Raw genomic sequence first — 24,073 nt, forward strand, 5'->3', positions numbered from 1 at the left:
CCTGCCCATGGCCGGCGGCGGAGAACGCCTGCGCGTACGCCTGACGAACCGCTTCGGCCGCACCCCCCCTGACCGTCGCCGCCGCGGCGGCGACCACCGGGCACGGGCAGGCCGCCCTCGCCTTCGACGGCGCCGAGGGGCTCGTCATCCCACCGGGAGAGGAGGCCGTCAGCGACCCGCTGGACCTCCCGGTCACCCCCGGCTCCGACCTCGTCCTCAGCCTCTACCTCCCGCAGGAGACAGGTTTGGCCACCTACTCCCACCGGCCCATGGAGACCGCTCACATCGCCGCCGGGAACCACGTCGCCGCTCCCGGGCTTCCCGCGGCCGAGCAGGTCGAAGCCCGGTTCTACGTCACGGGCGTCGATGTGCTCGCCCCGGACGACACCAGGATCGCGGTGGCGTTCGGCGACTCCTGGTTCGAAGGGGTCGGCTCCACCACCGGCGCGAACAACCGCTCCGTGGACGTCCTCAACCGCCGCCTCAAGCGGGGATGGGTGGTCAACCAGGGCATCGCCGGAAACCGTCTGCTGCGGGACGAGGTCGGCGAGCACGGGCTGGCCCGTTTCGACCGCGACGTGCTCTCGATTCCCGGTGTGACCCATGTCCTGGTCCACCTCGGCCTGAACGACCTCGGCCTCCCCGGCATGTCCGGCGGGCCTCCCGTCACCTCCGGCGCCCTCATCGAGGGCTTGGAGGCCCTGGCCCACCGCGCCCACGCGGCCGGCCTGAAGATCCTGCTCGCCACCATCGGCCCCTTCGCGGGCGCCGTCCACCCCGGGATCAGCACCCCCGAGGCCCTCGCCGCCCGACGCGAGGTGAACGACTGGGTCCGTGCCTCCGGCACCTTCGACGCCGCCTTCGACGTGGCCCGGGCCGTCGAGAACCCCGGCGCCCCCGACCACATCCACCCCGCCCTGGACGGCGGCGACGGCATGCACCTCAACGACACGGGCGCCCAGGCCATGGCGAATGCCGTGGATCTGGGAACCCTCGTCCTCTGAAGCCCGGGCGCCGGTCTCGACGGTGCGGTTGGGCCGGAGCGTGCCGTCACCGGAGAAAGTACCCTTAGCCGGTGTTCTCGTCTCAAGGTCCGTCACTGCGCGAGCTGGCGGTGCAGGCGCTGTCCTCGGTCGAGCGCGGCTACGACCTGCTCGCCCCCAAGTTCGACCACACGCCGTTCCGCACCCCCGACGGCGTTCTCGACGCCGCCGCCGACGCTCTGCGTCCGCTCGGGCCGTTCGGCCCGGGATTGGACGTGTGCTGCGGCACCGGGGCGGGCATGCGGATCCTCACCCCCCTGTGCCGAGGACGCGTCACGGGCGTCGACTTCAGCACCGGCATGCTCGCGCAGGCGCGCCGTGCGCACCCGGAGGCCGAGTGGGTGCAGGCCGACGTCCGGGCCCTGTCCTTCGCCGAGGACTTCGACCTCGCGGTCAGCTTCGGCGCGCTCGGCCACTTCCTGCCCGCCGAACGACCCGCGCTCTTCGCCGGGGTGCACCGCGCGTTACGGCCCGGCGGGCTCTTCGCCTTTCCGATCGGCGCGCCGCCGCCCGTCACGTCGGGCTGGTATTGGGCGCTGCTCGGCTTCGACCTGGCCATGCGGGCGCGCAACGCCGTGTGGCGTCCCCCGTTCGTCATGTACTACGGCACCTGCCCGCTGAGCGCCGTCCGCACGGAGCTGACGGCCGCCGGATTCACCGTGACGACCACCCCCTTGACCGCCCTGGGCCACCGCGAGGACGGCAGCCCGCGCTACCGGCTGGTCCTCGCACGCAGGACTTGAGCCCGCGGATCCGGTTCTTGGTGATGATCGCGGTCACCGCCGCAGGACGCAAGATCGCCTGGCGGGTGGAAACGGCCAGGAAACCACGGGAGGTCTAGACATGTCGCCATAGGTCGGACGACACGAAGGGACCTTCTCGTGAAGCGTGCGAAAGTGGCCGGCCTGGCCTTCGCGATGCTGACGCTGGGCATCGTGTCGCCCGCGGCCGCGGCCGGCACGGACAGCCCTCGGATGGGGGACGTGCAGAGGGCGCTGTCGGAACTGGCGGAGAGCCCCGAGGTGGCGGGCGTGATCGGCGCGCTCTACGTCGACGGCCGGGAGGTCGGCAGGGGAACGGCCGGCACCCGCCTGATCGGCGGCGAGGGCGGCAGGATCCCGCCCGGCGCCCGGTTCCGTGTCGGCTCCCAGACCAAGCTCATGACCCAGGTCGTCATCATGCAACTGGTCGGGGAGGGCAGGCTGTCGCTGGACGACGGGCTCGGCGACGTGCTGCCGGTCGTGGCCGAGAAGGACCTGGTGGAGCGGGCCGCGGACATCACCGTGGAGCAACTGATCCACCACACCTCCGGCATCCCCGAGTTCTACTCCCCCGAGCACGGAATCGACCCCTTCGACTTCACCACGCGCTACTCGCCGTTGGAGGTGGTGGCGCTGAGCCGCAAGTGGCCCCGTACGGGAGAGCCGGGCGAGAGGTTCGTCTACACCAACACCAACTACTTCCTGCTCGGGCTGATCATCGAGGAGGTCACGAAGCGCAAGGTGGCCGCCGAGTTCGAGCGGCGCGTCTTCGGCCCCGTCGGCATGGACGACACCTACCTGCCCGTCCGGTGGCCCGGCGGCATCAAGGGCCCGCACGCTCACGGCTACCACCCCGGCAAGAACGGCAGGCCGGTCGACGTCGACCGCCTCAACATGAGCTACGGCTACGCCGCGGGAGGCGTCATCTCCACCACCGGCGACATCACCGCCTTCCACCGGGCGTTCGCCGGGGGCAAGCTGCTGTCGAAGGAGCTGAAGGACGCCCTGAACGCCGGCCGGCCGCCCCAGGACCCCGGACAGCCCGCCCCCGAGCCGCCCGCCTGCGGACGCGCGGACGGGTACGGACTCGCGAAGGGCGGCTCGCTCGGTTTCACCGCCATGACCTACCTGTCACGGGACGGCCGCGTACAGCTCGCCATGTCCGTCACAGCGGCCACGGCCTTCAACGATCCCGCCCTCGATGCGCTGATCAGGAAGGCGGCGGAGGCGGTCCTCTGCCCTGGCGGGTAGCCGCACCGGCGCCTTTCGGCGCGTCCGGCCGGTGGCGCGGTCCCCGTCGGTCACCTCGGGGCGGCGAGCTGGGGGTACAGGGCGGTGAGATCGGCGGAAAGACCGGCCTTGACCTGGCGTGACAGATCGTCGGCGAGGACTTCGGAGGCGTCGGACTCGATGCCGTCCAGGGCCTGCTCCGCGACGCTCCGCGGGGAGGTCTTGGGCGCGTCGACGCCGGAGACCATGTCGGTGTCGACGTAGCCGACGTGCAGCCCGGTGACGTTGATGCCACGCGGGCGCAGCGCCAGGCGCAGCGCGTTGCTCTGCGACCACAGGGCGGATTTGGACGCGCTGTAGGCCTCCCCGCTGGGCGTGGTGACCCAGGAGAGCACCGAATGGATGTTGAGGATGTGACCGCCGCCGTTGCGTTCGAGGACCGGGACGAAGGCGCGGGTGGTGAGCAGCGGCCCGTAGAAGTTGACCTCGAACTCGCGGCGGACGTCGTCCACGGGCGAGTCGAGGAACGACGCCGACAGGAGCACTCCGGCGTTGTTGATCAGGATGGTCGCATCCGAGGCCTGGTCGGCGACCGCCGCCACGGAGCCGGGGTCGGTGACCTCCAGGGCCAGCGGGACCGCGTCCGGGTGGGTGACCGTCAGGGGGTCGCGGGCCGTGGCGTAGACCTTCGCGGCGCCGCGCTGGTAGAGGGCCTCCACGAGCGCCTTGCCGAGGCCGCGGCTGCCGCCGGTGACGACGGCCACGGAGCCTTTGATGCTGGTCATGAGTCATGCCCTTCTCTGGAAACCGATCGGTTTCCACTTACCGTAAACCGATCGGTTTCCAGAACGCAAGCGGGGGCGTAACCTGGGCCCATGACGAATCCGACGCCGGCACCGACGGAGAGGCCGGCCGCTCCCCCCTCGACGCGCGATCGTCTGCTCGACGCCGCGGCAGAGCTCTTCTACCGGGAGGGCGTGGGTGTGGGCGTGGAGGCGTTATGCCGTACGGCCGGGGTGTCCAAACGCTCGATGTACCAGCTGTTCGACAGCAAGGACGAGGTGCTGGCGGCGAGCCTCGAACGCAGCGCCCTCGCCTATCAGGCCTTCCTGTGGCCCCCTTCCGACGACGGCGACCTGTCGCCACGTGCGCGGATCCTGCGGGTGTTCGAGTGGCTGGAGGAGTCCGCCGCGGCGCCGGACTACCGGGGGTGCCCGTTCGTGGCGGCGGCGGTGGAGGTCAAGTCGCCCGAGCACCCGGCGAGCCTGGTCGCCCGCCGGAGCAAGGACGCGCTGACCGCGTACTTCGAGCAGGAGGCCGAGCGGGGCGGCGCCAAGGATCCCGCCCTCCTGGCACGGCAGCTCACCGTCGTGTTCGACGGGTCGAGCGCGCGGGCGGTCGTGCAGGCGCAGGGGCTCGACGGCCTCGCCGTCACGACGGCCGGCGCCCTGCTCGACAGCGCGGGTGTACGTCCGTGATCACCTGATCGACGCCGGACGAGGGCTTCGGTGGCGACCCTCGTCCGGGTGGGGCTAGTCTGCCGATCATGCGCATGCTGCACCTCGGGCTGCGGGTCACCGACCTCGAACGCTCGCTCGCCTTCTACACCGCGCTCGGATACGTCAAGCTCGGCGGCGTCCCCGAGACGGAGTTCGGCAGCCTGACCATGCTCCGGCTCCCCGACGATCCGTTCGTCAGCCTGGAGCTCGTGCACGACCCCGCGAGACCGGTCAAGGACACCGGCGCCGTCAACCACCTCGTCGTCCAGGTGGACGATCTCGACGCCACCGTCGCCGGCCTCGCGGCCAAGGGCGTCACGGCCGAGCCGCCGGCGGAGCTGGGGCCGGGTTTCCGGACGTCGTGGCTGACCGACCCCGACGGCTACCGGATCGAGCTCGTGCAGTGGCCACCCGGCCATCCGGCCGGCATGACGGCGGCCGACTTCGCTTGAGAGCCACCGCCGCCGACCCCTGACACTCGTCATACCGGGCGTGCTGACGCACGGCACTACAGCCGTACCCCTCCCTCGGCCAGCGTGGACGCATGGAACTCACGCCGGAGCAGGTCGCGCGGGGACGGCGGTTCTTCGACGCCCTGCTGCGGATGGTCGGCCGGGCGCACCGGGCCGGCGTCGGGGCCACGCCGGCACCATGGGCACCGTCGCGCCGGGAAAGGTGGCCGACCTGGTGGTGCTGGACGCCGACCCGCTCGCCGACACCCGCGAGATCCATGCCGTGGTGACACGCGGCCGTCTCATCACGCGTGAGGAGCGGGAGAGGATCCTGGCGGACGTCGAGGCCGCCGCCCAAGACCCGCAGGCCGCCGCCACCACGCCGCTACCGGTGTGCGCCTGCCACGGCGTCTGACCGGGAGTCGTCCGGTCACCGCGTGCGTGACCCGGTCGGCGGCGCGTCCGACCGGGTCAGGGCCTGGGCCGCCCGCCGCGTCCAGGGGCGGCGGGCGGCCGTGGAGGTGGTGTGGATCACGGTGGCGGCGCGACTCCACTCATGACCCACTCCACTCATGACCGGCTACCGGAGGGTCACCCCTCCTGCCAGTCCACGCTGCCGACGCCGGTGCCGCCCATGCAGCGGGCGCTCGACACGTCGGCCCCACCCGGGTTCAGCGTCTTCCACGAGCCGATGGCGTCCGGCCACCACCCGCACTTCACCGTGACGCGGAAGGCCCGCACCACATTGGCGTTGTTCCTGCAGTGCGCGTGACCCCAGTAGCCGTCCGTGTCCGTGGTGCACGTGAGAATCTTGGCGGCCGCGGCGGCCTGCCACTGTGCCGCCTCCGCGCCCGGCGCGACGGCGAGCACCGGCAGCGCGAGGGCCGCCACGCCGGCGAGCTTGAGGGCGAGGCCGCTGAAGCGAGGCTTGTTCATACCTGGTCTCCTTCTGGATCCGTGGCGCGGCGCATCGGACGTGCACCGCCGTAGGGGGGCGCCGAGTGACCGGAGGGGGTCGGGCGGCGCCCTGGGAAGAGGAAAGCCCGGCGGGGAAGGTGTCCAACAGGGCGGCGGACAGGCTCGTCCGAGCCGGCGCCACGTCCGGACACGCGTAGTCACTGATCGGACACTCTCGGACAGGATCCGGTGGGATAATCGGCGGCAGAACAGCAGAGAGATCGAGCGCAGGGGTCCGGCGTGACGACAAGTGATGATCCAGCAGCCTCCCGGGTGGTGCGCCCCTCCGAGGTGGACGCGGCGACGTCCCGAGCGGACCTGGTGAGGCTGCTGGCCGAGCAGTACGCCCGGGCCGACGTGTCACTGCGGGAGCTGGAGCTGCGGGCGAACAGGGCGGGCGGGGCCCGGCTGCCGAGGGCGACCTGCTCCGACATGCTGGCCGGCCGCAGATTCCCCAAGAAGGCGGTGATGGTGGCGTTCCTGCGGGCGTGTCAGGTGCCCGAGGAGCAGTTGCCCGACTGGGAGCGGGCATGGGAGCGGATGAAGATCTCCCAGATCTCCCTTGCGCCGGTCTCCGGAGCGGATCAGGACGGGCCGGTCCCGCAACGCTCACTCGACGGCCCGGTCCCGCAACGCTCACTCGACGGTCCGGTCCCGCAGCGCTCACTCGACGGTCCGGTCTCGCAACGCTCACTCGACAGGCCGGCGCAGTGCTCCTTCGGCGAGGGCGAGGGCGAGGGCGAGGGCGGCGAGGCGACGGCGGGCCGGCAGGATCAGCCCGCCCGCGGCCGGAAGCCTGCCTGGCGGCGCATCGGGTTACCGGCCGGGCTGGCCGCCGCCACCGGCCTGGTCACCGTGATCGGGCTCTTCGCGCTCATCGACTCCCGCTCTTCCCCACACCCGGTCATCGACGACGGCCGTGCGTTCGGCAGCGGCGGGTCGAGCCGGTTCACCGTGGCCATCAGCCCGGACGGTGGCGAGGTCAGGCTGACCCGCCGTCTTGACGCCGGCATCGCGAAGCAGACCGCGCTGGTCGCCGTGGACGGGGTCCTGGCCGCGCTGTGGCAACCCCTGCCCGAGGGGCCCCACGGCTGGACAGACCAGAGCGTCGTCCTCCCCGTCACGCTGACGATGGGGCGCCGCCGGCTGGCCATCACCAACACGTTCGTGTCCTCGGACCTGGACTTCAACGAGTTCACCTACTTCGTCGACCAGAAGGTGGACGGCGCCTGGTCCCGGGCCGACACCGTCGACGTCGGCCCGAACCACCTCGACAGCGAAGCCGCACACGGCTACCGCGTCACCAACGAGAGCTGGTCCGGAACGCACCCCTTCACCTACCTGAAATGAGGTCCCGGATGGGTCCGGCCAGAGGGAGAATACGGGGACGAACCCTGCTGTAACCGGCATCTGGAGAGCCTGCGCCTTGACCACCCACCACTGCGTCCGCCCCGCCGCCGAACACGACAAGCCGTGGAGGTGCCCCGAGTGCGGCCTGCTCTGGGAGGCGCTCCCGCCCCAGCCGGTCGCCCACGTCGAACCGGAGCCGGACAAGGTCAGGCTGAACAAGAACAGCGTGGCCCTCATCATGATCGTGGCCGCGGTGCCCCTGGCGTCCTTCGCGCAGGAGCCCGCCCTGATCGCCGCGCTCTGCGTCGTCGGGCTGGTCGGGGTCGTCTGGTGGTTCTGGCTGACGTTCCGGAAATGAGCCGATCGACCCGCTTCTAGGCCGTGGGCTGCCGCAGCGAGCGGGGAACGAGGGGCGTCTCACCCAAGCGAGCCGCCACCGCCGAGTCGGTCAGGCGCGGCGGGGTGATCGTTCCCTGTCATGGTGTCTCCCCGCCGGGGAATCCGGGGCCGGGGGCGGCGCGGACCTCGCGGACGTCGATGGGCTGGTCGCACTCGCTGCAGACGACGACGGCGTGCATGTCGTGACCGCAGGCGGTGTGGTGGAGGATCAGCGGGGTGCCCTCGGGGCCGGTGAGCCACCGCTCGCCCCAGGCGGCCATGGCGGCGAGGATCGGGTAGACCTCCCGGCCCTTGTCGGTGAGCCGATATTCGTGGCGGGGCGGGTTGGGCTGGTATTCGACCTTGCGGAGCAGTCCCTCCTCGACGAGGCGGCCGAGGCGTTGGCTGAGAATGTTGCGGCCTGTGCCGAGAACGGCCTGGAAGTCGTCGAAACGCCGGGTTCCCAGGCATGCCTGCCGGAGGAGCAGCAGGTTCCAGTGGTCGCCGAGCACGCTGACGCTCCGGGCGATCGTGCAGGGCCAGTCCGCAGTGTCGGTGCGCCGCATGCGGACCAGGTTAGCCGAGAGGGTTGCATGTTGGAACTCATTGCCCTAGCGTCCGTTTCATCATGGAACTCGTCGAGGAGCGGCAAGCGGTCCTCACCTCACGAGCGACGCCTGGCCCAGGTCGAAGGGTGATGAGATGACCGACGAGCAGACGACCGAGTGGCGTCCGACCGCGTGCATCCTGTGCGAGTGCAACTGCGGCATCGAGGTACGGCTCGGCGGCCCGGAGGGACGGACCTTCGACCGCATTCGCGGCGACAAGGCCCATCCCGCGTCACAGGGCTACACCTGCCAGAAGGCACTGCGACTCGACCACTACCAGAACGGGCCCCACCGGCTGACCTCCCCGATGCGCCGCCGCCCCGATGGGACGTACGAGCCCGTGGGCTGGGACACCGCGATCGCCGAGGTCGCCGCCGGGCTCGCGCGGGTGCGCGACACTCACGGCGGGAAGACGATCTTCTACTACGGCGGCGGCGGGCAGGGCAACCACCTCGGCGGCGCGTACGCGTCGGCCACCAGGGCCGCGCTCGGCAGCAGATACCGCTCCAACGCGCTGGCGCAGGAGAAGACGGGCGAGTTCTGGGTCAACGCCAAGCTGCTCGGGGGCTACACACGGGGCGACTACGAGCACGCCGAGGTGGTGGTGTTCGTCGGCAAGAACCCGTGGCAGTCCCACAGCATCCCGCGTGCCCGCCCGACGCTGAAGGAGATCGCCCGGGATCCGCGCCGGTCGATGGTCGTGCTCGATCCCCGTACGACGGAGACCGCCGAACTCGCCGACCACCACCTCGCCCTGCGGCCCGGCACCGACGCCTGGTGCCTGGCCGCGCTCGCCGCGGTGCTGGTTCAGGAGGACCTGCTCGACCGGGCCTGGCTCGCCGAGCACGCGACCGGTCTCGACCGCCTCGAACCTCTGCTCGCCGCGGTCGACGTCGATGCCTATGCGGCGATCTGCGACCTCGACGCTGATCTGATCCGGCGGACGGCCCGGCGGATCGCGGCGGCCTCGAGTGTCGCGGTGTACGAGGACCTGGGGGTGCAGATGAGCCTGCACTCCACGGTGTCCAGCTATCTCAACAAGCTCCTGTGGGTGCTGACGGGCAACTTCGCCAAACCCGGCGGCCACTACGTGCCCACGAGCATCGTCAGCCTCGCCGGCGGAGGCGGTGCAGGGGGCGGCGACCGGCGGTCTCCCGTCGCGGGGGCACGGATCATCTCCGGGCTCGTCCCGTGCAACGTGATCGCCGAGGAGATCCTGACCGATCATCCCGACCGCTACCGGGCGATGATCATCGAGTCCGCCAACCCGGCGCACTCACTCGCCGACAGCCCCCGCATGCGCGAGGCGATCGAGGCGCTGGAATTCACCGTCGTCATCGATGTCGCCATGACCGAGACCGCCCGGCTGGCCGACTATGTGCTGCCGGCGGCGTCGCAGTTCGAGAAGTGGGAGGCGACGTTCTTCAACTTCGAGTTCCCGCGCAACTACTTCCACCTGCGCCGCCCCCTCCTCGAACCGCTGCCCGGCACGCTGCCCGAGCCGGAGATCCACGCCCGGATCGTCGAGGCCCTCGGCGCCCTCGACGCGGTCGATCTGACGCCGCTGGCCGAGGCGGCGCGGCTCGGCCGCGCCGAGTTCGGCCGGCGGTTCCTCCAGCTCATGGGAGAGCATCCCGAGGTCGCGCCGCTCCTGAGCGTGATCCTCTACCGCACGCTCGGCCCGACGCTGCCCGGCGGCGCGGCTTCGGCGGCGCTGCTCTGGGGCGCGGTGAACAGAGCGGTGGCGCAGATCGGGCCCAGCATCGAGCGGGCCGGCTTCGACGGCGCCGAGCCGGCCGAGGCGCTCTTCGACGCGATTCTGACCAGCCCCAGCGGTGTGGTCTTCAGCGTCGACGAGCCGGCCGACAACTGGGCCCGGGTCCGCACCCCGGGCGGGCTGCTGAACCTGGACAACGAGATCATGCTCGATGCGCTCGCCGGGCTGGCCGGCGCGGAGCCGCCGGGCAGCGACCCGGAGTTCCCCCTCGTCCTGTCCGCCGGCGAGCGGCGGTCGTTCACCGCGAACACCATCTTCCGGAGCCCGGAATGGCGCAGGCGCGACCGGGACGGCGCCCTCCGCGTTTCGCGGGCCGACGCCGACTCCCTCGGTCTGGCCGACGGCGACCGGGCCCGGATCACGACCAGGCGGGGCAGCGCCGAGGTGCTCGTGGAGATCAGCCCGATGATGCGCCAGGGCCATGTCGCGCTGCCGAACGGCTTGGGGGTGACCGAGACCCCCGACGCGGCCTCGGTCGGTGTGGCGCCCAATGATCTCACCTCGAGTGACCATCGGGATCCGATCGCCGGCACCCCGTACCACAAGCACGTTCCGGCCCGGCTCGAACCGATCGGCGCCTGATCGGGTCGGGCGCGGCGATGGAAGACCGTTGAATCTCAGGTCGCTTGAGATCCCATAGTGGCGGTATGCACGACAACGAGCTGTACCCCATCGGGGACGCGGCGCGCCGGACCGGTCTGACCGTCAGCGCCATCCGGTTCTACGCGGACGCCGGGGTCATCGCCCCCACACGCCTGACCGAGGCGGGCCACCGGCTGTACGACCTCCGCGCCATCGCCCGGCTGGAGCTCATTCGTACCCTCCGTGACCTGGGCACCGGCCTGGACGACATCCGCCGGCTGCTCGGCGGTGAGACGACGCTGCACGAACTCTTCACGGCGCACCTGGAGCTGGTCGAGCGTCAGGAGCGGGGCCTGCGGGCCAGGCGGGCCGTGCTGAGGACCCTGGTCAAGCAGGAGGGCACGGCGGCGCAGGCGGCCCTGATGCACAAGCTCGTCTCGATGTCCGACGAGGAACGCGAGCGGCTCATCGACGACTTCTGGAAAGAGGTCGGCGAAGGCCTCGAGGTGTCCCCCGGCTTCGTCGAGCGGTTACGGATGGTACGCCCGCATCTGCCGGAAGACCCCACCACCGCCCAGCTCGAAGCCTGGATCGAGCTGGCCGACCTGGTGCGGGACGAGGAGTTCCGGGGCGCGGTCCGCTCCTATCTTCAGGACACCTTCTCCACTCCCCCGGGACGGCTCATGACCGCTTCACCGGTGCAGGACTTCATCCACACGACGGGGGCGAGGATCATGGAAGAGGTCATCGCCCACCACCGTGCCGGGCTGCCGGCGGACTCGCCGCAGGCCCGGGAGGTGGCCGTCCGGCTCGCGCGGGCGACCGCCGAGCTCGCCGGCGAACGAGCCACCGAAGCGTTCCTGGAGCGGATGGCCACGCAGTTCCTCCTGATCGAGGAGCTCCAGAAGGAGGTGGACACGGATTCGCGGTTCGACGTCACCCATGGCCGGTACCTGTCCCTGGTGGCCGCGATCAACGGCACGTCGGCCGAGGAGGAGGGTCCGGTGCCCTTCGCGTGGCTCTCGGCGGCCCTTCGCGCCTCGGTCCGGCACGACGTGTGACCGCACGGAAAGGAGGCGCACGCATGCCCCATCGCACGTTCCTCGTGCGCGTGTACGACGTCGTTCCGTCGTCCGTCACCCCCGCCGGTGCCGGGGTCGAGTCGTCCCGACGACCTACGAGGGCTACTGGCTGGACCGCCACACCCCGGCGTCCATGCTCCTGGAGTCGTTGGACGAGGTGGAGGCGGCGGTCGCCGGCTGTTGACATGCGCCCGTCGCAGCGGGACCGGTGGATAAGGTGCGCTGGTGGAGGAACTACGTCGTCTGTTCCGCTCGGCCGCCGACCACGCGGCCGACTACCGGCGGTCGCTGCCTGACCGGCCGGTCGGGGTGCCGGTCGACCAGGATGCGGTGGCGCAGGCGTTCTCCGGTCCGTTGCCGTCCGCGCCGTCGGCGCCGGAGCGCGTGCTGGCGGACCTGATCGCCGCGGCCGGTCCGGGTCTGGTCGCGAGCGCCGGTCCGCGATACTTCGGGTTCGTGGTCGGCGGCGCGTTGCCGGCCGCCACCGCGGCGGACATGCTGGCCGCCGGCTGGGACCAGTTCGCGACCAACGCCGTCACCTCGCCCGCGGCCATCGCGGCCGAGGCCGCCGCCGGCGCCTGGCTGAAGGAGTTGCTGGGGATCCCGCCGGCGGCGTCGGCCGGTTTCGTCACGGGCTGCCAGGCGGCCAACACCGTCGGGCTCGCCGCCGCCCGGCACCAGGTGCTGACCGACGTGGGCTGGGACGTGGAGCGTCGCGGGCTGGCCGGAGCGCCACCGATCCGGGTGGTCGCCGGGGAGGAGCGGCACGCCACCATCGACCGGTCGCTGCGGCTGCTCGGCCTCGGCGCCGACGTGGTGGAGCCCGTGGCGGCCGGGCCGGACGGCGCCATCGACCTCGGTTCGCTGCGGGAAGTGCTGCGGGCCGGTTCCCCGGGCCCCACGATCGTCTGCCTCCAGTCCGGCAACGTGAACACCGGCGCCTGCGACCGGCTCCGGGAGGCGTGCGACCTGGTCCACCGGCACGGTGGGTGGGTGCACGTGGACGGCGCCTTCGGGCTGTGGGCCGGGGCGAGCCCGGCGACCCGGCATCTGGTGGACGGGGTCGAGCTGGCGGACTCCTGGGCCTGCGACGGTCACAAGTGGCTGAACCTGCCGTACGACTCGGCCTTCGCGTTCTGCGCCCGGCCCGAGGCGCACGCCGCGGCGATGTCCTACGCCGCCGCGTACCTGGTCGGATCGGGCGGCTCGCCTGCGGGGGCGGACCTCACCGCCGAGTCCTCGCGCCGGGCCCGGGGGTTCGCCGTGTGGGCGGGGCTGCGGGAGCTGGGGCGCGATGGGGTGGCGGCGCTGGTCGACCGCTGCTGCGCGCTGGCCCGCCGGTTCGCCGAGGGCCTGACCTCGGCCGGGTTCGAGGTGGCGAACGAGGTCGTGCTCAACCAGGTGCTGGCCGGCTTCGGCGACGACGCCCGCACCGACCGGGTGGTGGCGGCGGTGCAGGCGGACGGCACCTGCTGGGCGGGCGGTACGACCTGGCGGGGGCGACGGCTGATGCGGATTTCGGTGTCGAACGCGACGACGACGGAGGCGGACGTGGACCGGTCGGTCGCCGCGATCGTCCGGCTCGCGAACCAATGCCGGTAAACGCGGCTCACGGATCGACGCCGGGAAACGTGTCCGGGAGTGTCTTGCGCGGCCGGTCAGTCAGAAGCGGCCGGGCGGTCAGAAGTGGTCCGCCGCGATGACGGCCGCGGCGAACGCCTCCGGGGCCTCCTGCGGGACGTTGTGGCCGACGCCCTTCAGGGTCCTGTGCTCGTACGCGCCCGTGAACTGGCCACGGTAGGACGCGCCGCCCCCGGCGGCGGTGAACGGGTCGAGGTCGGCGTCGAGCGTGATCGTGGGCACGGAGATCTTCGGGGCCGCGGCGAGCCGCCTCTCGATGGCGTCGTAGCGGGGCTCGCCCCTGGCCAGGCTCAGCCGCCAGCGGTAGTTGTGGATCACGATGGGCACCCAGTCGGGATTGGTGAACGCCGCCGCGGTGCGCTCGAAGGTGGCGTCGTCGAACTTCCACGTCGGCGAGACGCTCGTCCAGATGAGCCGGACGAAGTCGTCTCGATGCTCTTCGAGGCCGAGCCGCCCCCGTTCCGTGGCGAAATAGTACTGGTACCACCAGGCGTGCTCGGCCTGCGGCGGCAGCGGCTTCTTGTTCGCCTCCAGGTTGGTGATCAGGTAGCCGCTCACGGAGACGAGGGCCTTGCAGCGCCCCGGCCAGAGCGCGGCGATGATGTCGGCCGTCCGCGACCCCCAGTCGAAGCCCGCGAGGACCGCCTTGTCGATCTTGAGCGCGTCCATCAGCGCGACGATGTCGAGCGCGATCGCCGCCTGCTGGGCGTTGCGGAAGGTCCTGCTCGACAGGAACCGCGTCGCGCCGTGCCCACGCAGGTAGGGGACGATCACCCGGTATCCGCGCGCCGCCAGCAGGGGCGCCACGCCGGCGTAACTGTGGATGTCGTACGGCCACCCGTGCAGCAGGATGACCACGGGGCCGCCGGACGGGCCCGACTCGGCGTACCCGATGTCCAGCACACCCGCTTTGACGTGCTTCAACGCGTCCGCGGAGACGGGCAGCACGGGCAGCGCCGCGGCGGCCGTCCCGCCGATCATCATTTTGGCGAAGGTACGCCTGTCCATGGCGATCACCTTTCCCGCAGACCCCCCGACCCTGCCCGACTACCCTCGTCGCGCCCCGGTACGCGACGTCCGGGCCTCGGCCGGCACACCCTTCTGCCCGACAAGTCATGACTTTCTCCGATTTTCGGCGAAAGAGTATGGGCAAGCTGAAGATATCGCTTTATATTACGGCGCAGAGCAGCATTACTCCCTCCGCCTTCCAGCGAATGAGCCCCGGCATCCGCCGATGGATCGCGTCATCCGGCGATGCCGTACCACCCCCCACCGACGCCGAACGCGGCGCCCTCGCCGAGATTGGGACAGGTCATGCGGAAGTTACCCCTGTTATCCGTCTTCCTGATCATCACGCTCCCCTTCCTGGTCGCACCCGCTCCAGCGCACGCGGCGGTGCCGCCACAGGAGCCGGGTGTCACCCTGCGCACCTACGACGTCCAGGTCGAGCTGTCCAAGCTCTGCACGCTCAAGAGCGGCCAGACGCCCAACGTGGACAAGCTGATGCCCACGATCGACTGGACCTCCGACGCCGACTTCGGCCTGACCGACATGTTCGTCACCGAGGCCATCGGGAACATCAACGTCCCCACAGCGGGCACGTACGAGTTCCGGCTCACCAGCGACGACGGCTCCCGGCTGCGCATCGACGACACCGTGGTGATCACCAACGACGGGCGGCACGCGCCGATCGCCATCGACGGCATGATCACGTTGACCGCCGGCTACCACGCGCTGCGCGTCGACCACTTCGAGCACCTGTACGGCCAGCAGCTCAAGCTGGAGTGGAAGCCCCCGGGATCCTCCGCGTTCACCCTCGTCCCGAACTCGGTGCTGAGCACCGACGCGGGCGTGGTGCGGGTCACCGCCCCCGGCCGCAAGGAGTGCGAGAGCGGCGCCGACTCCCCCGGCGACGGGCTGCCGCTGCAGTCCGTACACCCCGACTTCGCGCTCACCAACCTGCGTCCGGCCGGTTTCGAGCCGCAGGTGAGCGCGATGGACTGGCTGCCCGACGGCCGGCTGGCGATCGCCACCTGGGGCGGCTCGGAGACCAAGACCGGCGAGGTGTACCTGCTCGGCAACGTCATGGGCAGGGTCTCGGCCGCGCAGGTGACCCCCAAGAAGATCGCGAGCGGGCTGCAGGAGCCCATGGGCATCAAGTACGTGGACGGCAAGCTCTACGTCTCGGAGAAGTCGCGGCTGGTGGAGCTGAACGACACCAACGGCGACGAGGTCACCGACAGTCTCAGGACCGTGGCGACCTGGCCGTTCGGCGGCAACTTCCACGAGTTCGCGTTCGGGCTGCTCTACCGTGACGGCCACTTCTACCTCAACCTCTCCGTCGCCATCAACTACGGCGGCGCCACCACCGACCCGCAGCCGGCGCGGGACCGGGGCACGACCATCAAGATCAACAAGGCCACCGGTCAGATCGAGTACCTCGCGGGCGGCCTGCGCACGCCCAACGGGATCGGCTGGGGCCCGGAGGACGAGCTGTTCGTCGCGGACAACCAGGGCGGCTGGCTGCCGGCCTCGAAGCTGGTGCACATCAAGAAGGACCGGTTCTTCAACCACTACACCAATCCTGACGGCCGGTTCGACAACAACCTCGTGAGCGAGCCCGTGCTGTGGCTGCCGCACAACGAGATCGCCAACTCCCCCAGTACGCCGCTGCTCATGAAGCAGGGCAGGTTCGCGGGGCAGATGCTGTTCGGCGACGTCACCTACGGCGGCATCCAGCGGGCCTACCTCGAGAAGGTCAACGGCGAGTACCAGGGCGCGGTCTTCCGTCTCACCCAGGGCCTCGAGGCGGGGGTCAACCGGATCAGCCTCGGACCCGACGGCGCCATCTACGCCGGCGGTCTGGGCGCCGGCGGGAACTGGGGCCAGCCGGGCAAGCTCACCCACGGCCTGCAGAAGCTGACCCCGTCCGGCGACAAGGCGTTCGACATCCTGAAGATGAGCGCGGTCGAGGGCGGCTTCGAGCTGGAGTACACCGAGCCGCTGTCCGCGGAGACCCTGGCGTCGCTGGCGGCCAGGTACCAGGTCACCCAGTGGCGCTACGTCGCGGCATCCACCTACGGCGGCCCCAAGGTGGACGAGGAGTCGCTGACCGTCACCTCCGCGGAGCCGTCCCTGCGGGGCAAGAAGGTCACGCTCAAGATCGCGGGGCTGAAGCCGGGGCGGGTGGTGTACCTGCGCTCGCCACGTCCGTTCCGCTCGGCGTCGGGGCAGTCTCTGTGGAGCACCGAAGCCTGGTACACGCTCAACTCGCTGGTCGGTGGCCCGGTGACGGACACCACGTACGAGGCGGAGAGCGCGTCGCACAGCGGCGGCGCGAAGCTGAACACCGACCACGGCGGCTACTCGGGGGCCGGCTTCGTCGACAACTACCAGGCCGTGGGCGCGTCCACGCAGTTCGCCGTACGGGCGGCCGAGGCCGGCACGTACCACGTGGGCCTGCGCTACTCCAACGGCCCGAACCCCGCGCCCGGCACCAAGTCGCTGAGCGTGTACGTCAACGGCGCCAAGGTCAGGCAGGTCCCGCTGCCCTCCACGGAGACGTGGGAACAGTGGGCCACCCGGGTCGAGCCCCTGGTGTTGAAGGCCGGCGCCAACACCGTCGCCTACAGGTACGACACCGGTGACGCGGGCCACGTCAACCTGGACTCCCTCACCGTGGCCGCGCGACCGGTGCTCGAGGCCGAGAACGCCGCGCTGGGCGGTGGCGCTCAGGTGAACACCAACCACCAGGGCTACACCGGCACGGGCTTCGTCGACGGCTACTGGACCGCGGGCGCGAGCACCTCGTTCACCGTGCAGGCGGACTCGGCAGGCAGGCACAACGCCGGCCTGCGCTACGCGTCCGACGTCGGCACGTCGCTCAGCGTGTACGTCAACGACACCAAGGTCAGGCAGGTACGGCTGGCCGCCACCGGCGGCTGGGACGACTGGGCCGTCCAGACCGACGCGCTCGACCTGAGGCAGGGCGCGAACAAGATCACCTACAGGTACGACACCGGCGACGCCGGCAGGCTCAACCTCGACCACCTCACCGTGTCGAAGGCACAGCGGATCACGTTGTTCGACGGGTCCGGCCTGGCGGCGTGGGAGAAGCGGTCGGGCGGAGCGGCGACCTGGCCGATCGAGAACGGCTCCATGGAGTCCTACGGCGGCGACATCCGCACCCGGCAGACGTACGGCGACTTCAAGCTGCACGCCGAGTGGTACGAGCCGGACTACCCGCCGGAGGTGACCGGGCAGCAGCGCGGCAACAGCGGCATCTTCCTCCAGGAACGCTACGAGGTGCAGGTCCTGGAGTCGTTCGGTGACACCACCCCGGCCGCCAACGAGGCGGGCTCGATCTACTCCAAGCGCGCGCCCGACCGCAACATGGCCACCGCCTCGGGGACGTGGCAGACCTACGACATCACCTTCCGCGCGGCCCGTTACACACGGGCGGGGGTGAAGGTCGACAACGCGCGGGTGACGGTCGTCTGGAACGGCGTGGTGGTGCACAACGACGTGGCCATCGACGGCGGCACCGGCGACCACATCCCGGAGAGCGCGGCGTCGGGCGGGATCCGCCTCCAGGATCACGGCGACGCCGGGGCGAACCCTCGGTTCCGCAACGTGTGGATCGAACCCGTCACCTCCTGACGTCAACCGGCCCGGCAGGCCGTCCCGCCTTCGCGCGTGGGCGGCCTGCCCGCTTATGTCCAAATAGTGTGATCTGTCGCACTTCAGATACTGAAACATTGCAGATTATGAAAGTTCCTCTCTATCCTCGACAGTGTGACGATCGTGGACAGCCCTGACGAGCTCGGCCGGAGGGACCGCAAGAAGCTCGAGACCCGTGCGGCGCTGGAGCAGGCCGCCCTGACGCTGGTGGCCGAGCGCGGCTTGGCGGGGGTCACGGTGGAGGACATCGCCGAGGCCGTGGACGTCTCCTCGCGCACGTTCTTCAACTACTTCCCGGCCAAGGAGGACGCGCTCATCGGCCAGGGCCCGGCGTCCGCCGCCGAGCTGAGCGAGCGGCTGGCGGCCCTGCCCGCGGACGTGCCCGTCCTGGAGGCGCTGCGGCTGATGTCGCGGGCCGAGGCCGAGCACGTCCAGGAGCGGCGCGAGCAGTGGCTGCTGCGGCTGAAGGTGTTCGAGCAGAACCCGTCGCTGCTCCCGCGGCTCGTCGCCGGCGGCAGCGAGACCGAACGCGCCGTGACGGCCACCGTCGCCCGCCGGTGCGGCGTCGAGCCGGGCACGAGCGGCTATCCCGAACTGGCCACCGCGGCGGCCATGGCCGCCTTCCGGGTGGCGATGATCCGCTGGAGCGCCGCGGACGGCCGCCCCGCGCTGGCCGACCTGGTCGACGAGGCCTTCTCCCAGCTCGCCGCGGGGCTGCCCAATCCGTGACCGCCCCGGTCACCCCTTTCGATCGTCCCGTACACGTTTCCGTCGAGCCGGCGCCGCCGCAGAACCCTGCGGCGGTGCCGGTCCCTGCCTGAGAGAACGAGGAGAGATGACCTCTACCAGCGCGCCGCCCGAGCCCGCGGCCGCGGCGCCCACGTCCAGAAGGAAGGTCCTGCAGGCGCTGTCGGGGCTGATGGTGGGCATGTTCGTGTCCATCCTCGCCTCGACCGTCGTGGCCAACGCCCTGCCACGGATCATCACCGAGCTGCAGGGCACGCAGACCGTCTACACCTGGATCGTCACCGCGGAACTGCTGGCCATGACGGCGACGGTCCCGCTCTGGGGCAAGATGGCCGACCTGTACAACAAGAAGCTGCTGATCCAGCTCTCGCTGGGACTGTTCGTGGTGGGCTCGCTGATCGCGGGCCTCACCCCGAACGTGGAGATCCTCATCGTCAGCCGCGTCGTCCAGGGCGTCGGCGCCGGCGGCATGACCGCGCTGGCCATGATCGTGATGGCCGCCATGATCCCGCCGCGTGAGCTCGGCCGCTACGCCGGCATCTTCGGCGCCGTGTTCGGCGTCGGCACCGTCGCGGGCCCGCTCATCGGCGGCGTGCTCGTGGACACCTCCTGGCTCGGCTGGCGCTGGTGCTTCCTCATCGGCGTGCCGTTCACGATCCTGGCCATCGTCCTGCTGCAGCGCACCCTCGAACTGCCGGTGGTCCGCAAGGACGTCAAGGTCGACTACCTGGGCGCGCTGCTCATCACGGTGGGCGTGTCCACCCTGCTGATCTGGTCGTCGCTGGCGGGCAACCAGTTCGCGTGGGGTTCCTGGCAGACCGCCGCGCTCGTCGGCGGCGGCGTGATCATCCTGGCGCTGGCCGTCTGGGTGGAGTCGCGGGCGGCCGAGCCGATCATCCCGCCGTCCATCTTCAGGAACCGCACCGTCGCCCTCGCCACCGTGGCCAGCGTACTGGTCGGCGTGGCCATGTTCGGCGGCACGGTCTTCCTGTCGCAGTACTTCCAGGTGGCGCTCGGCAAGTCGCCGACGGTCGCCGGCCTGATGAGCCTGCCGATGGTGTTCGGCCTGCTGATCTCCTCCACCGTGGCGGGCCAGCTCATCACCAAGTGGGGCCGCTGGAAGGGCTTCCTGGTGGCCGGCGGCGTCGTCATGCTCGGCGGGATGGGCCTGCTCAGCACCATCGACGGCCAGACCGGCACGGTGCTGCTCGGCGTCTACATGGCCGTGCTCGGCATCGGCGTGGGCATGCTCATGCAGAACCTCGTCCTCGCCGCCCAGAACGACGTGCCGGCCCACGACCTGGGCGCCACCACCTCGATGCTGACCTTCTTCCGCAGCATGGGCGGCGCGGTCGGTGTCAGCGCGCTGGGCGCGGTGCTGGCCAACCGGATCACCACGCTCATGGCGGAGAAGCTCGGCCCGACGGCCGCCGCCGGTGGGGGCGGCGACAGCCACGCCGTGCCCGACATCTCCAAGCTGCCGGCTCCCGTCGTCCGCGTCGTCCAGGACGTGTACGCGACCGCCACCGCGGAGCTGTTCCTCATCGGCGTCCCCCTCACCGCGCTCGCGCTGGTGGCGGTGCTGTTCATCAAGGAGAAGCCGCTCAACACCCTGTCGGGCGAGGAGCGGCTGGCCCGGGAACGCGCCACGGCCGCCGGCCACTGAGCGTTCGCGAGCCCCGGGGAGTTACCGCCAGTTGTGCGGTGAGCGTTTGAGGGTGTAGGCCGCCTGTGGCAGGTCGTCCCGGGTGCGGATCATCCAGCCGGCGAGATCGGTGGTGAGGCGGGCGCGGACTTCGGCGAGCGCGGGATCGTCGTACCGGTCGTCCAGCTCCGCGGGGTCGGCGTCCAGGTCGTAGAGTTCTCCGGTGCCGCGTTCGTCCAGGAGCAGTTTCCACTGCGCGCGCCGGAGCATCACCGTCGTCCCCGACTGGGTGACGGTGTTGAGCTCGTCGAAGGTGCGGCCCTCGTAGGGGAAGTGCAGCGGCGGGCGCTCGTCGACGCCGTACGACCGCCCGCCGAAGCCGCGTTCACCGTACGCGCTGGCGAACTCCTCGGCCGGGTAGGGCGCCCCGGTGAGCACGGGCCACAGGCTGCGGCCCTGCACACCGGGCGGGATCTCCACGCCGAGGGCGCCGCAGACCGTCGGGAACAGGTCGGCGAGCGAGACGAAGTCGGTGCCGTTGACCGCCGCTCGCACGCCCGGCCCGGCCACCGAGAACGGGATGCGCATCAGGCTCTCGGACATGCCCGCGCCCTTGCGTTGCAGCCCGTAGTCGCCGGTGTAGTCGCCATGGTCGGCGACGAAGAACACCAGCGTGTCCGCGTCCCGCCCGCGCTCGCGCAGGTGCGCGAAGAACCGGCGGAGCTGGTCGTCGATGAGCCGGAGCATCCCGCAGTAGTTGGCGCGGTAGCGCCGCCATTCGGCGTCGTAGCCGGGCCGCTTCTCCTCGATCAGCCGGCGCAGCCAGAGGTAGGCGCCGCCCTTGCGCTCGGCGCCCTCGGGCCCGGCCAGCCGCTCGGGCACCTGGTCCGGCCCGAAGAGGCTGAAGTACGGCTCCGGGACCTGGTAGGGGTTGTGCGGCTCCGGGAACGACAGCCAGGTGAGGAACGGCCGGTCGGCGGGCGTCCGGTCGACCGCGCTCATCGCGTCGGTGACGATCCGGTACGGAAACTGGCACTCCAGCGGGAACGGTGTCGGCTCAGGGCTGACCGAGTGGTCGAGCGCGCCGAGCCACTCCTCGAATCGGGCCTGGTCGGGCGCCGCGGCGCCGTCCGGGCCGCGGTCGTGCCAGTAGGGCGCGGCGAAGGTGTCGAAGTCGGCGGGCTGCCGGTGGAAGTGCGTCTTGCCCGCCAGGTGCAGCGCGTACCCGGCGTCGCGGAGCACGTCCACGAGGTCGGCGCCGCGCAGCACGTGCCGCGCGGCGCTGTTCTGCCGGACCCGGTGCGCCGACGGGTAGCGTCCGGTGAGCAGGCTGACCCGGGCGGGCACGCACAGCGGCGACGTGGTGTACGCCCGCCGGAACTGGACGCCGGTGCCCGTCAGCTCGTCGAGGAAGGGCATGGTGTCCAGGGGGAAGCCGCTCGCGGCCGTCCAGCCGGCGCGTTGCTGGTCGGTCATGATCAGCACGATGTTCGGTCGGTTCACAGGGGGTCGGGCCTCCGGTCAGCGCTTGGCGTACATCGGCTTGAGGTAGTCCGTCCGCGGCTTCCAGTTGGGGAAGGCGAAGTCGTCCAGGCCGACCTGCGCGCCCTTGCCCTTGGCCGCCGCGATCGCCGCGTCCCGCTGCCTGGCGCTGTCGCTGGACAGCTTGGTCAGCGCCGCGCGGACGTCGGTGACATCGCCGGTGAGCGCGCCCTGGACGATGTCCCCGAGGGTGGGGAGCACCGGCTTGGACTCGATCTGCACCCGCTGGACGTCCCTGTTGCCGGCGACCGGTTCGGGGGCGAGGAAGACGCTCTCCTTGAACCAGCCGACCAGCTTCTTGTAGGCGGGGTGCGCCTGGGACCGATCGACCACGTCGATGTCGCGCGGCGGCTGCGACATGGTGCCGGCGACCCGGAGCGAGTATTCCTCCGTCGTGAAGTGCTCGCTGAGCAGCTTGTTCGCCGCCGCGGCCTTCTTGCTCGTCGACGACAACCAATAGTCCCCCGGCTGCGGCACATGGTACGTGGCCACGCTGACGCCCGCGTCGGGCACCAGGATCGGCCCCACGCCGAGCTTCTCCCCGAACTCCGGCGTGTCCTTCAGCGCCACGCCGGGGCACCACGGCCCGTCGAAGTAGTAGGCCGCGATCCCGGCGGTCCACCGGGCCCGTGCCACGTCGTCGACCCAGGAGTTCGCCCCCGGCACCAGCACCTTGTCCTGGCGCAGCGCGAGCAGGAACTCGATCACGTTGAGGTACTCGTCGGCGTGGAAGGCGTACTCGCCGCTCTTGTAGAGCACCCCGCCGCCCCCGGCGAACCCGGCCGCCTGCGCCAGGTCGTGGACCTGCTCGCCCAGCCGCTGCGGCATGCCGATGTTCCACACCCAGCCGTAGGTCTCGCCGCCGGCCGAGCCCCGCACCGCGCGGGCCGCGGCCCGGAACTCGTCGTAGGTCTTCGGCGGCGCCTGCGGGTCCAGCCCGGCGCGGGCGACCAGCTCCGTGTTGAACCACGTCACCGCGGAGTAGGTCTGATGGCTGAAGATGGGGAACGCGTAGATCTTGCCGTCGAAGACGTGCAGGCCCTCGATGAGCGAGTCCTCGACCCGGGCCTTCGCCTCGTCGGTGAGGGTCAGCGGCTGAGACCACCCGGCGGCGACGAGCGCCGCGGCGGGCAGGTTGAGCCCCGCGTTGGTGCGCAGGTCCGGCAACTGACCGCTCTGCTTGGCCAGTTGCAGCGCCTGACCCATCTTCGCCGGGTTGTAGTAGGTGTACTGCACGGGAACGCCGCCGGGGCTCTTGGCGAACGCGGCGAAGATCTCCGCCTTCGCCTTCTGGAGCTGGTTCTGGTGGTCCCACCAGGTCAGCGAGCCGCCGCCGGCACCGCCGGCGGAGCCACCGCCCGCGCCGCACGCTCCGGTCGCCGTCGCGACGGCCAGGGTACCCGCCGCGGCGAGGAATCCCCGCCGTGTCATCGCGGTCATCGGTCCTGCCTTTCACCCCCGCGGCCGTGAAGGTCTCGTAAAGCAATGTTGCCGCGTGGCAAATTCATTCTTGCCACGCGGCATGCCGCGCGGCAAGACTCTTCTTCAGCAACTTGGTGTCATCGACTCCCGACTGGAGGGTGAACGACTGTGGTGACACAACGTGACGTGGCGCGGCGAGCGGGAGTCTCGGTGCGTACCGTCTCCAACGTCGTGAACGGCTTCGCCTACGTGGCGGAGGAGACCCGCGCACAGGTCCAGCGGGCCCTGGACGAACTCGACTACCGGCCCAACGTCGCGGCGCGCAGCCTGAACCGGGGGCGGTCCGACCTGCTGGCCCTCGTGCTGCCGCTGGACGTGCCGTACTTCACCGAGCTGGCCGCCCACGTGGTGGACCGGGCCGAGGAGCGCGGGTACACGGTGCTCATCGACCGCACCGCGGGGATGGCCGAGCGGGAGCGGCAGATCGTCATGCGGCGAGACCGGTCGGCCCTCTTCGACGGGTTCATCTTCAGCCCGTCCAGCCTGACCGCGGACGAGCTGCGGCGCTGGGCGGGCAAGTGCCCGGCGGTGATGCTGGGCGAGATGCGGGTGGACGGCGTGGACCACGTCGCCATCGACGACACCGCCGCGGCCAGGTGCGCGACGGCGCACCTGGC

22 protein-coding genes are annotated in these 24,073 nt (G+C 71.0%); 16 read left to right on the forward strand and 6 right to left on the reverse strand.

The genetic code is table 11. The features are described 5' to 3' along the window. Positions 1 to 245: 245 nt before the first annotated feature. The 3 genes from AB0I15_RS33880 to AB0I15_RS33890 all read left to right on the forward strand — a co-directional run bounded on the left by AB0I15_RS33880 (position 246) and on the right by AB0I15_RS33890 (position 3,055). Positions 246 to 1,004, forward strand: a complete 759-nt coding sequence (locus tag AB0I15_RS33880; RefSeq protein ID WP_358104409.1) for a GDSL-type esterase/lipase family protein — start codon at positions 246 to 248, stop codon at positions 1,002 to 1,004. A 71-nt stretch (positions 1,005 to 1,075) separates the two neighbouring features. Continuing rightward, entirely contained in the window at positions 1,076 to 1,786 is a 711-nt protein-coding gene (locus AB0I15_RS33885) for a class I SAM-dependent methyltransferase (RefSeq protein ID WP_358104412.1), read from the forward strand. 138 nt (positions 1,787 to 1,924) lie between these two features. Beyond that, positions 1,925 to 3,055, forward strand: coding sequence for a serine hydrolase domain-containing protein (locus AB0I15_RS33890; protein WP_358104415.1), 1,131 nt, complete (start codon positions 1,925 to 1,927; stop codon positions 3,053 to 3,055). 50 nt (positions 3,056 to 3,105) lie between these two features. Here AB0I15_RS33890 and AB0I15_RS33895 read toward each other — a convergent pair whose 3' ends face one another. Beyond that, on the reverse strand, positions 3,106 to 3,819 hold the full coding sequence (locus AB0I15_RS33895; protein WP_358104418.1) for an SDR family oxidoreductase: 714 nt from the start codon (positions 3,817 to 3,819) through the stop codon (positions 3,106 to 3,108). A 90-nt stretch (positions 3,820 to 3,909) separates the two neighbouring features. Between AB0I15_RS33895 and AB0I15_RS33900 the strand changes: the two genes are divergently transcribed. From AB0I15_RS33900 to AB0I15_RS33915, 4 genes are all read left to right on the forward strand, one after another. Further along, a complete protein-coding gene (locus tag AB0I15_RS33900) occupies positions 3,910 to 4,512 on the forward strand; it encodes a TetR/AcrR family transcriptional regulator (protein WP_358104421.1) in 603 nt (200 codons plus the stop codon). Between the two features lie 68 nt (positions 4,513 to 4,580). Beyond that, positions 4,581 to 4,985 (forward strand): VOC family protein, encoded by a 405-nt coding sequence (locus tag AB0I15_RS33905; protein WP_358104424.1) that lies wholly within the window; start codon positions 4,581 to 4,583, stop codon positions 4,983 to 4,985. Positions 4,986 to 5,184: 199 nt separating this feature from the next. Next, entirely contained in the window at positions 5,185 to 5,400 is a 216-nt protein-coding gene (locus AB0I15_RS33910; RefSeq protein ID WP_358104427.1) for a hypothetical protein, read from the forward strand. 22 nt (positions 5,401 to 5,422) lie between these two features. After that, positions 5,423 to 5,545: a hypothetical protein gene (locus tag AB0I15_RS33915; protein WP_358104431.1), complete on the forward strand. Its 123-nt coding sequence runs from the start codon at positions 5,423 to 5,425 to the stop codon at positions 5,543 to 5,545. 31 nt (positions 5,546 to 5,576) lie between these two features. On the opposite strand, the gene AB0I15_RS33920 is transcribed toward AB0I15_RS33915, so the two are convergent. Then, on the reverse strand, positions 5,577 to 5,921 hold the full coding sequence (locus AB0I15_RS33920; RefSeq protein WP_358104434.1) for a hypothetical protein: 345 nt from the start codon (positions 5,919 to 5,921) through the stop codon (positions 5,577 to 5,579). A 261-nt stretch (positions 5,922 to 6,182) separates the two neighbouring features. Between AB0I15_RS33920 and AB0I15_RS33925 the strand changes: the two genes are divergently transcribed. After that, positions 6,183 to 7,292 carry a hypothetical protein gene (locus AB0I15_RS33925; protein ID WP_358104437.1) on the forward strand — a complete coding sequence of 370 codons (1,110 nt, stop codon included), beginning with the start codon at positions 6,183 to 6,185 and terminating at the stop codon, positions 7,290 to 7,292. A gap of 76 nt (positions 7,293 to 7,368) precedes the next feature. After that, positions 7,369 to 7,650, forward strand: coding sequence for a hypothetical protein (locus AB0I15_RS33930; protein ID WP_358104440.1), 282 nt, complete (start codon positions 7,369 to 7,371; stop codon positions 7,648 to 7,650). Positions 7,651 to 7,768: 118 nt separating this feature from the next. Here AB0I15_RS33930 and AB0I15_RS33935 read toward each other — a convergent pair whose 3' ends face one another. Further along, positions 7,769 to 8,236, reverse strand: a complete 468-nt coding sequence (locus AB0I15_RS33935) for a helix-turn-helix domain-containing protein (RefSeq protein ID WP_358104443.1) — start codon at positions 8,234 to 8,236, stop codon at positions 7,769 to 7,771. A gap of 136 nt (positions 8,237 to 8,372) precedes the next feature. Between AB0I15_RS33935 and AB0I15_RS33940 the strand changes: the two genes are divergently transcribed. From AB0I15_RS33940 to AB0I15_RS33950, 3 genes are all read left to right on the forward strand, one after another. After that, complete coding sequence (locus tag AB0I15_RS33940) at positions 8,373 to 10,637, forward strand: molybdopterin-dependent oxidoreductase (RefSeq protein ID WP_358104446.1); 2,265 nt, start codon at positions 8,373 to 8,375, stop codon at positions 10,635 to 10,637. Between the two features lie 65 nt (positions 10,638 to 10,702). Then, the gene (locus tag AB0I15_RS33945; RefSeq protein ID WP_358104449.1) at positions 10,703 to 11,698 is read left to right on the forward strand and encodes a MerR family transcriptional regulator; all 996 of its coding nucleotides are present in this window, start codon (positions 10,703 to 10,705) and stop codon (positions 11,696 to 11,698) included. A gap of 246 nt (positions 11,699 to 11,944) precedes the next feature. After that, positions 11,945 to 13,321, forward strand: a complete 1,377-nt coding sequence (locus tag AB0I15_RS33950; RefSeq protein WP_358104452.1) for a pyridoxal-dependent decarboxylase — start codon at positions 11,945 to 11,947, stop codon at positions 13,319 to 13,321. 78 nt (positions 13,322 to 13,399) lie between these two features. Here AB0I15_RS33950 and AB0I15_RS33955 read toward each other — a convergent pair whose 3' ends face one another. Further along, positions 13,400 to 14,368, reverse strand: a complete 969-nt coding sequence (locus tag AB0I15_RS33955) for an alpha/beta hydrolase (RefSeq protein WP_358104455.1) — start codon at positions 14,366 to 14,368, stop codon at positions 13,400 to 13,402. A gap of 306 nt (positions 14,369 to 14,674) precedes the next feature. Between AB0I15_RS33955 and AB0I15_RS33960 the strand changes: the two genes are divergently transcribed. The 3 genes from AB0I15_RS33960 (at position 14,675) to AB0I15_RS33970 (ending at position 20,453) form a co-directional block, all read left to right on the forward strand. Then, a complete protein-coding gene (locus tag AB0I15_RS33960) occupies positions 14,675 to 18,019 on the forward strand; it encodes a family 16 glycoside hydrolase (protein ID WP_358104458.1) in 3,345 nt (1,114 codons plus the stop codon). A 135-nt stretch (positions 18,020 to 18,154) separates the two neighbouring features. Next, positions 18,155 to 18,769, forward strand: a complete 615-nt coding sequence (locus AB0I15_RS33965; protein ID WP_358104461.1) for a TetR family transcriptional regulator — start codon at positions 18,155 to 18,157, stop codon at positions 18,767 to 18,769. 106 nt (positions 18,770 to 18,875) lie between these two features. Further along, a complete protein-coding gene (locus AB0I15_RS33970; protein ID WP_358104463.1) occupies positions 18,876 to 20,453 on the forward strand; it encodes an MDR family MFS transporter in 1,578 nt (525 codons plus the stop codon). Between the two features lie 21 nt (positions 20,454 to 20,474). Here the strand turns inward: AB0I15_RS33970 and AB0I15_RS33975 are convergent, their stop codons facing one another. After that, positions 20,475 to 21,935, reverse strand: a complete 1,461-nt coding sequence (locus tag AB0I15_RS33975) for a sulfatase-like hydrolase/transferase (protein WP_358104466.1) — start codon at positions 21,933 to 21,935, stop codon at positions 20,475 to 20,477. A gap of 18 nt (positions 21,936 to 21,953) precedes the next feature. Then, complete coding sequence (locus tag AB0I15_RS33980) at positions 21,954 to 23,414, reverse strand: extracellular solute-binding protein (RefSeq protein ID WP_358104469.1); 1,461 nt, start codon at positions 23,412 to 23,414, stop codon at positions 21,954 to 21,956. Positions 23,415 to 23,606: 192 nt separating this feature from the next. Between AB0I15_RS33980 and AB0I15_RS33985 the strand changes: the two genes are divergently transcribed. Then, the coding region (locus AB0I15_RS33985) for a LacI family DNA-binding transcriptional regulator (RefSeq protein ID WP_358104472.1) at positions 23,607 to 24,073 on the forward strand (467 nt) is incomplete at its 3' end.

This window comes from Nonomuraea sp. NPDC050643 (assembly GCF_040654715.1).
In the GTDB taxonomy this organism is placed as follows: domain Bacteria; phylum Actinomycetota; class Actinomycetes; order Streptosporangiales; family Streptosporangiaceae; genus Nonomuraea.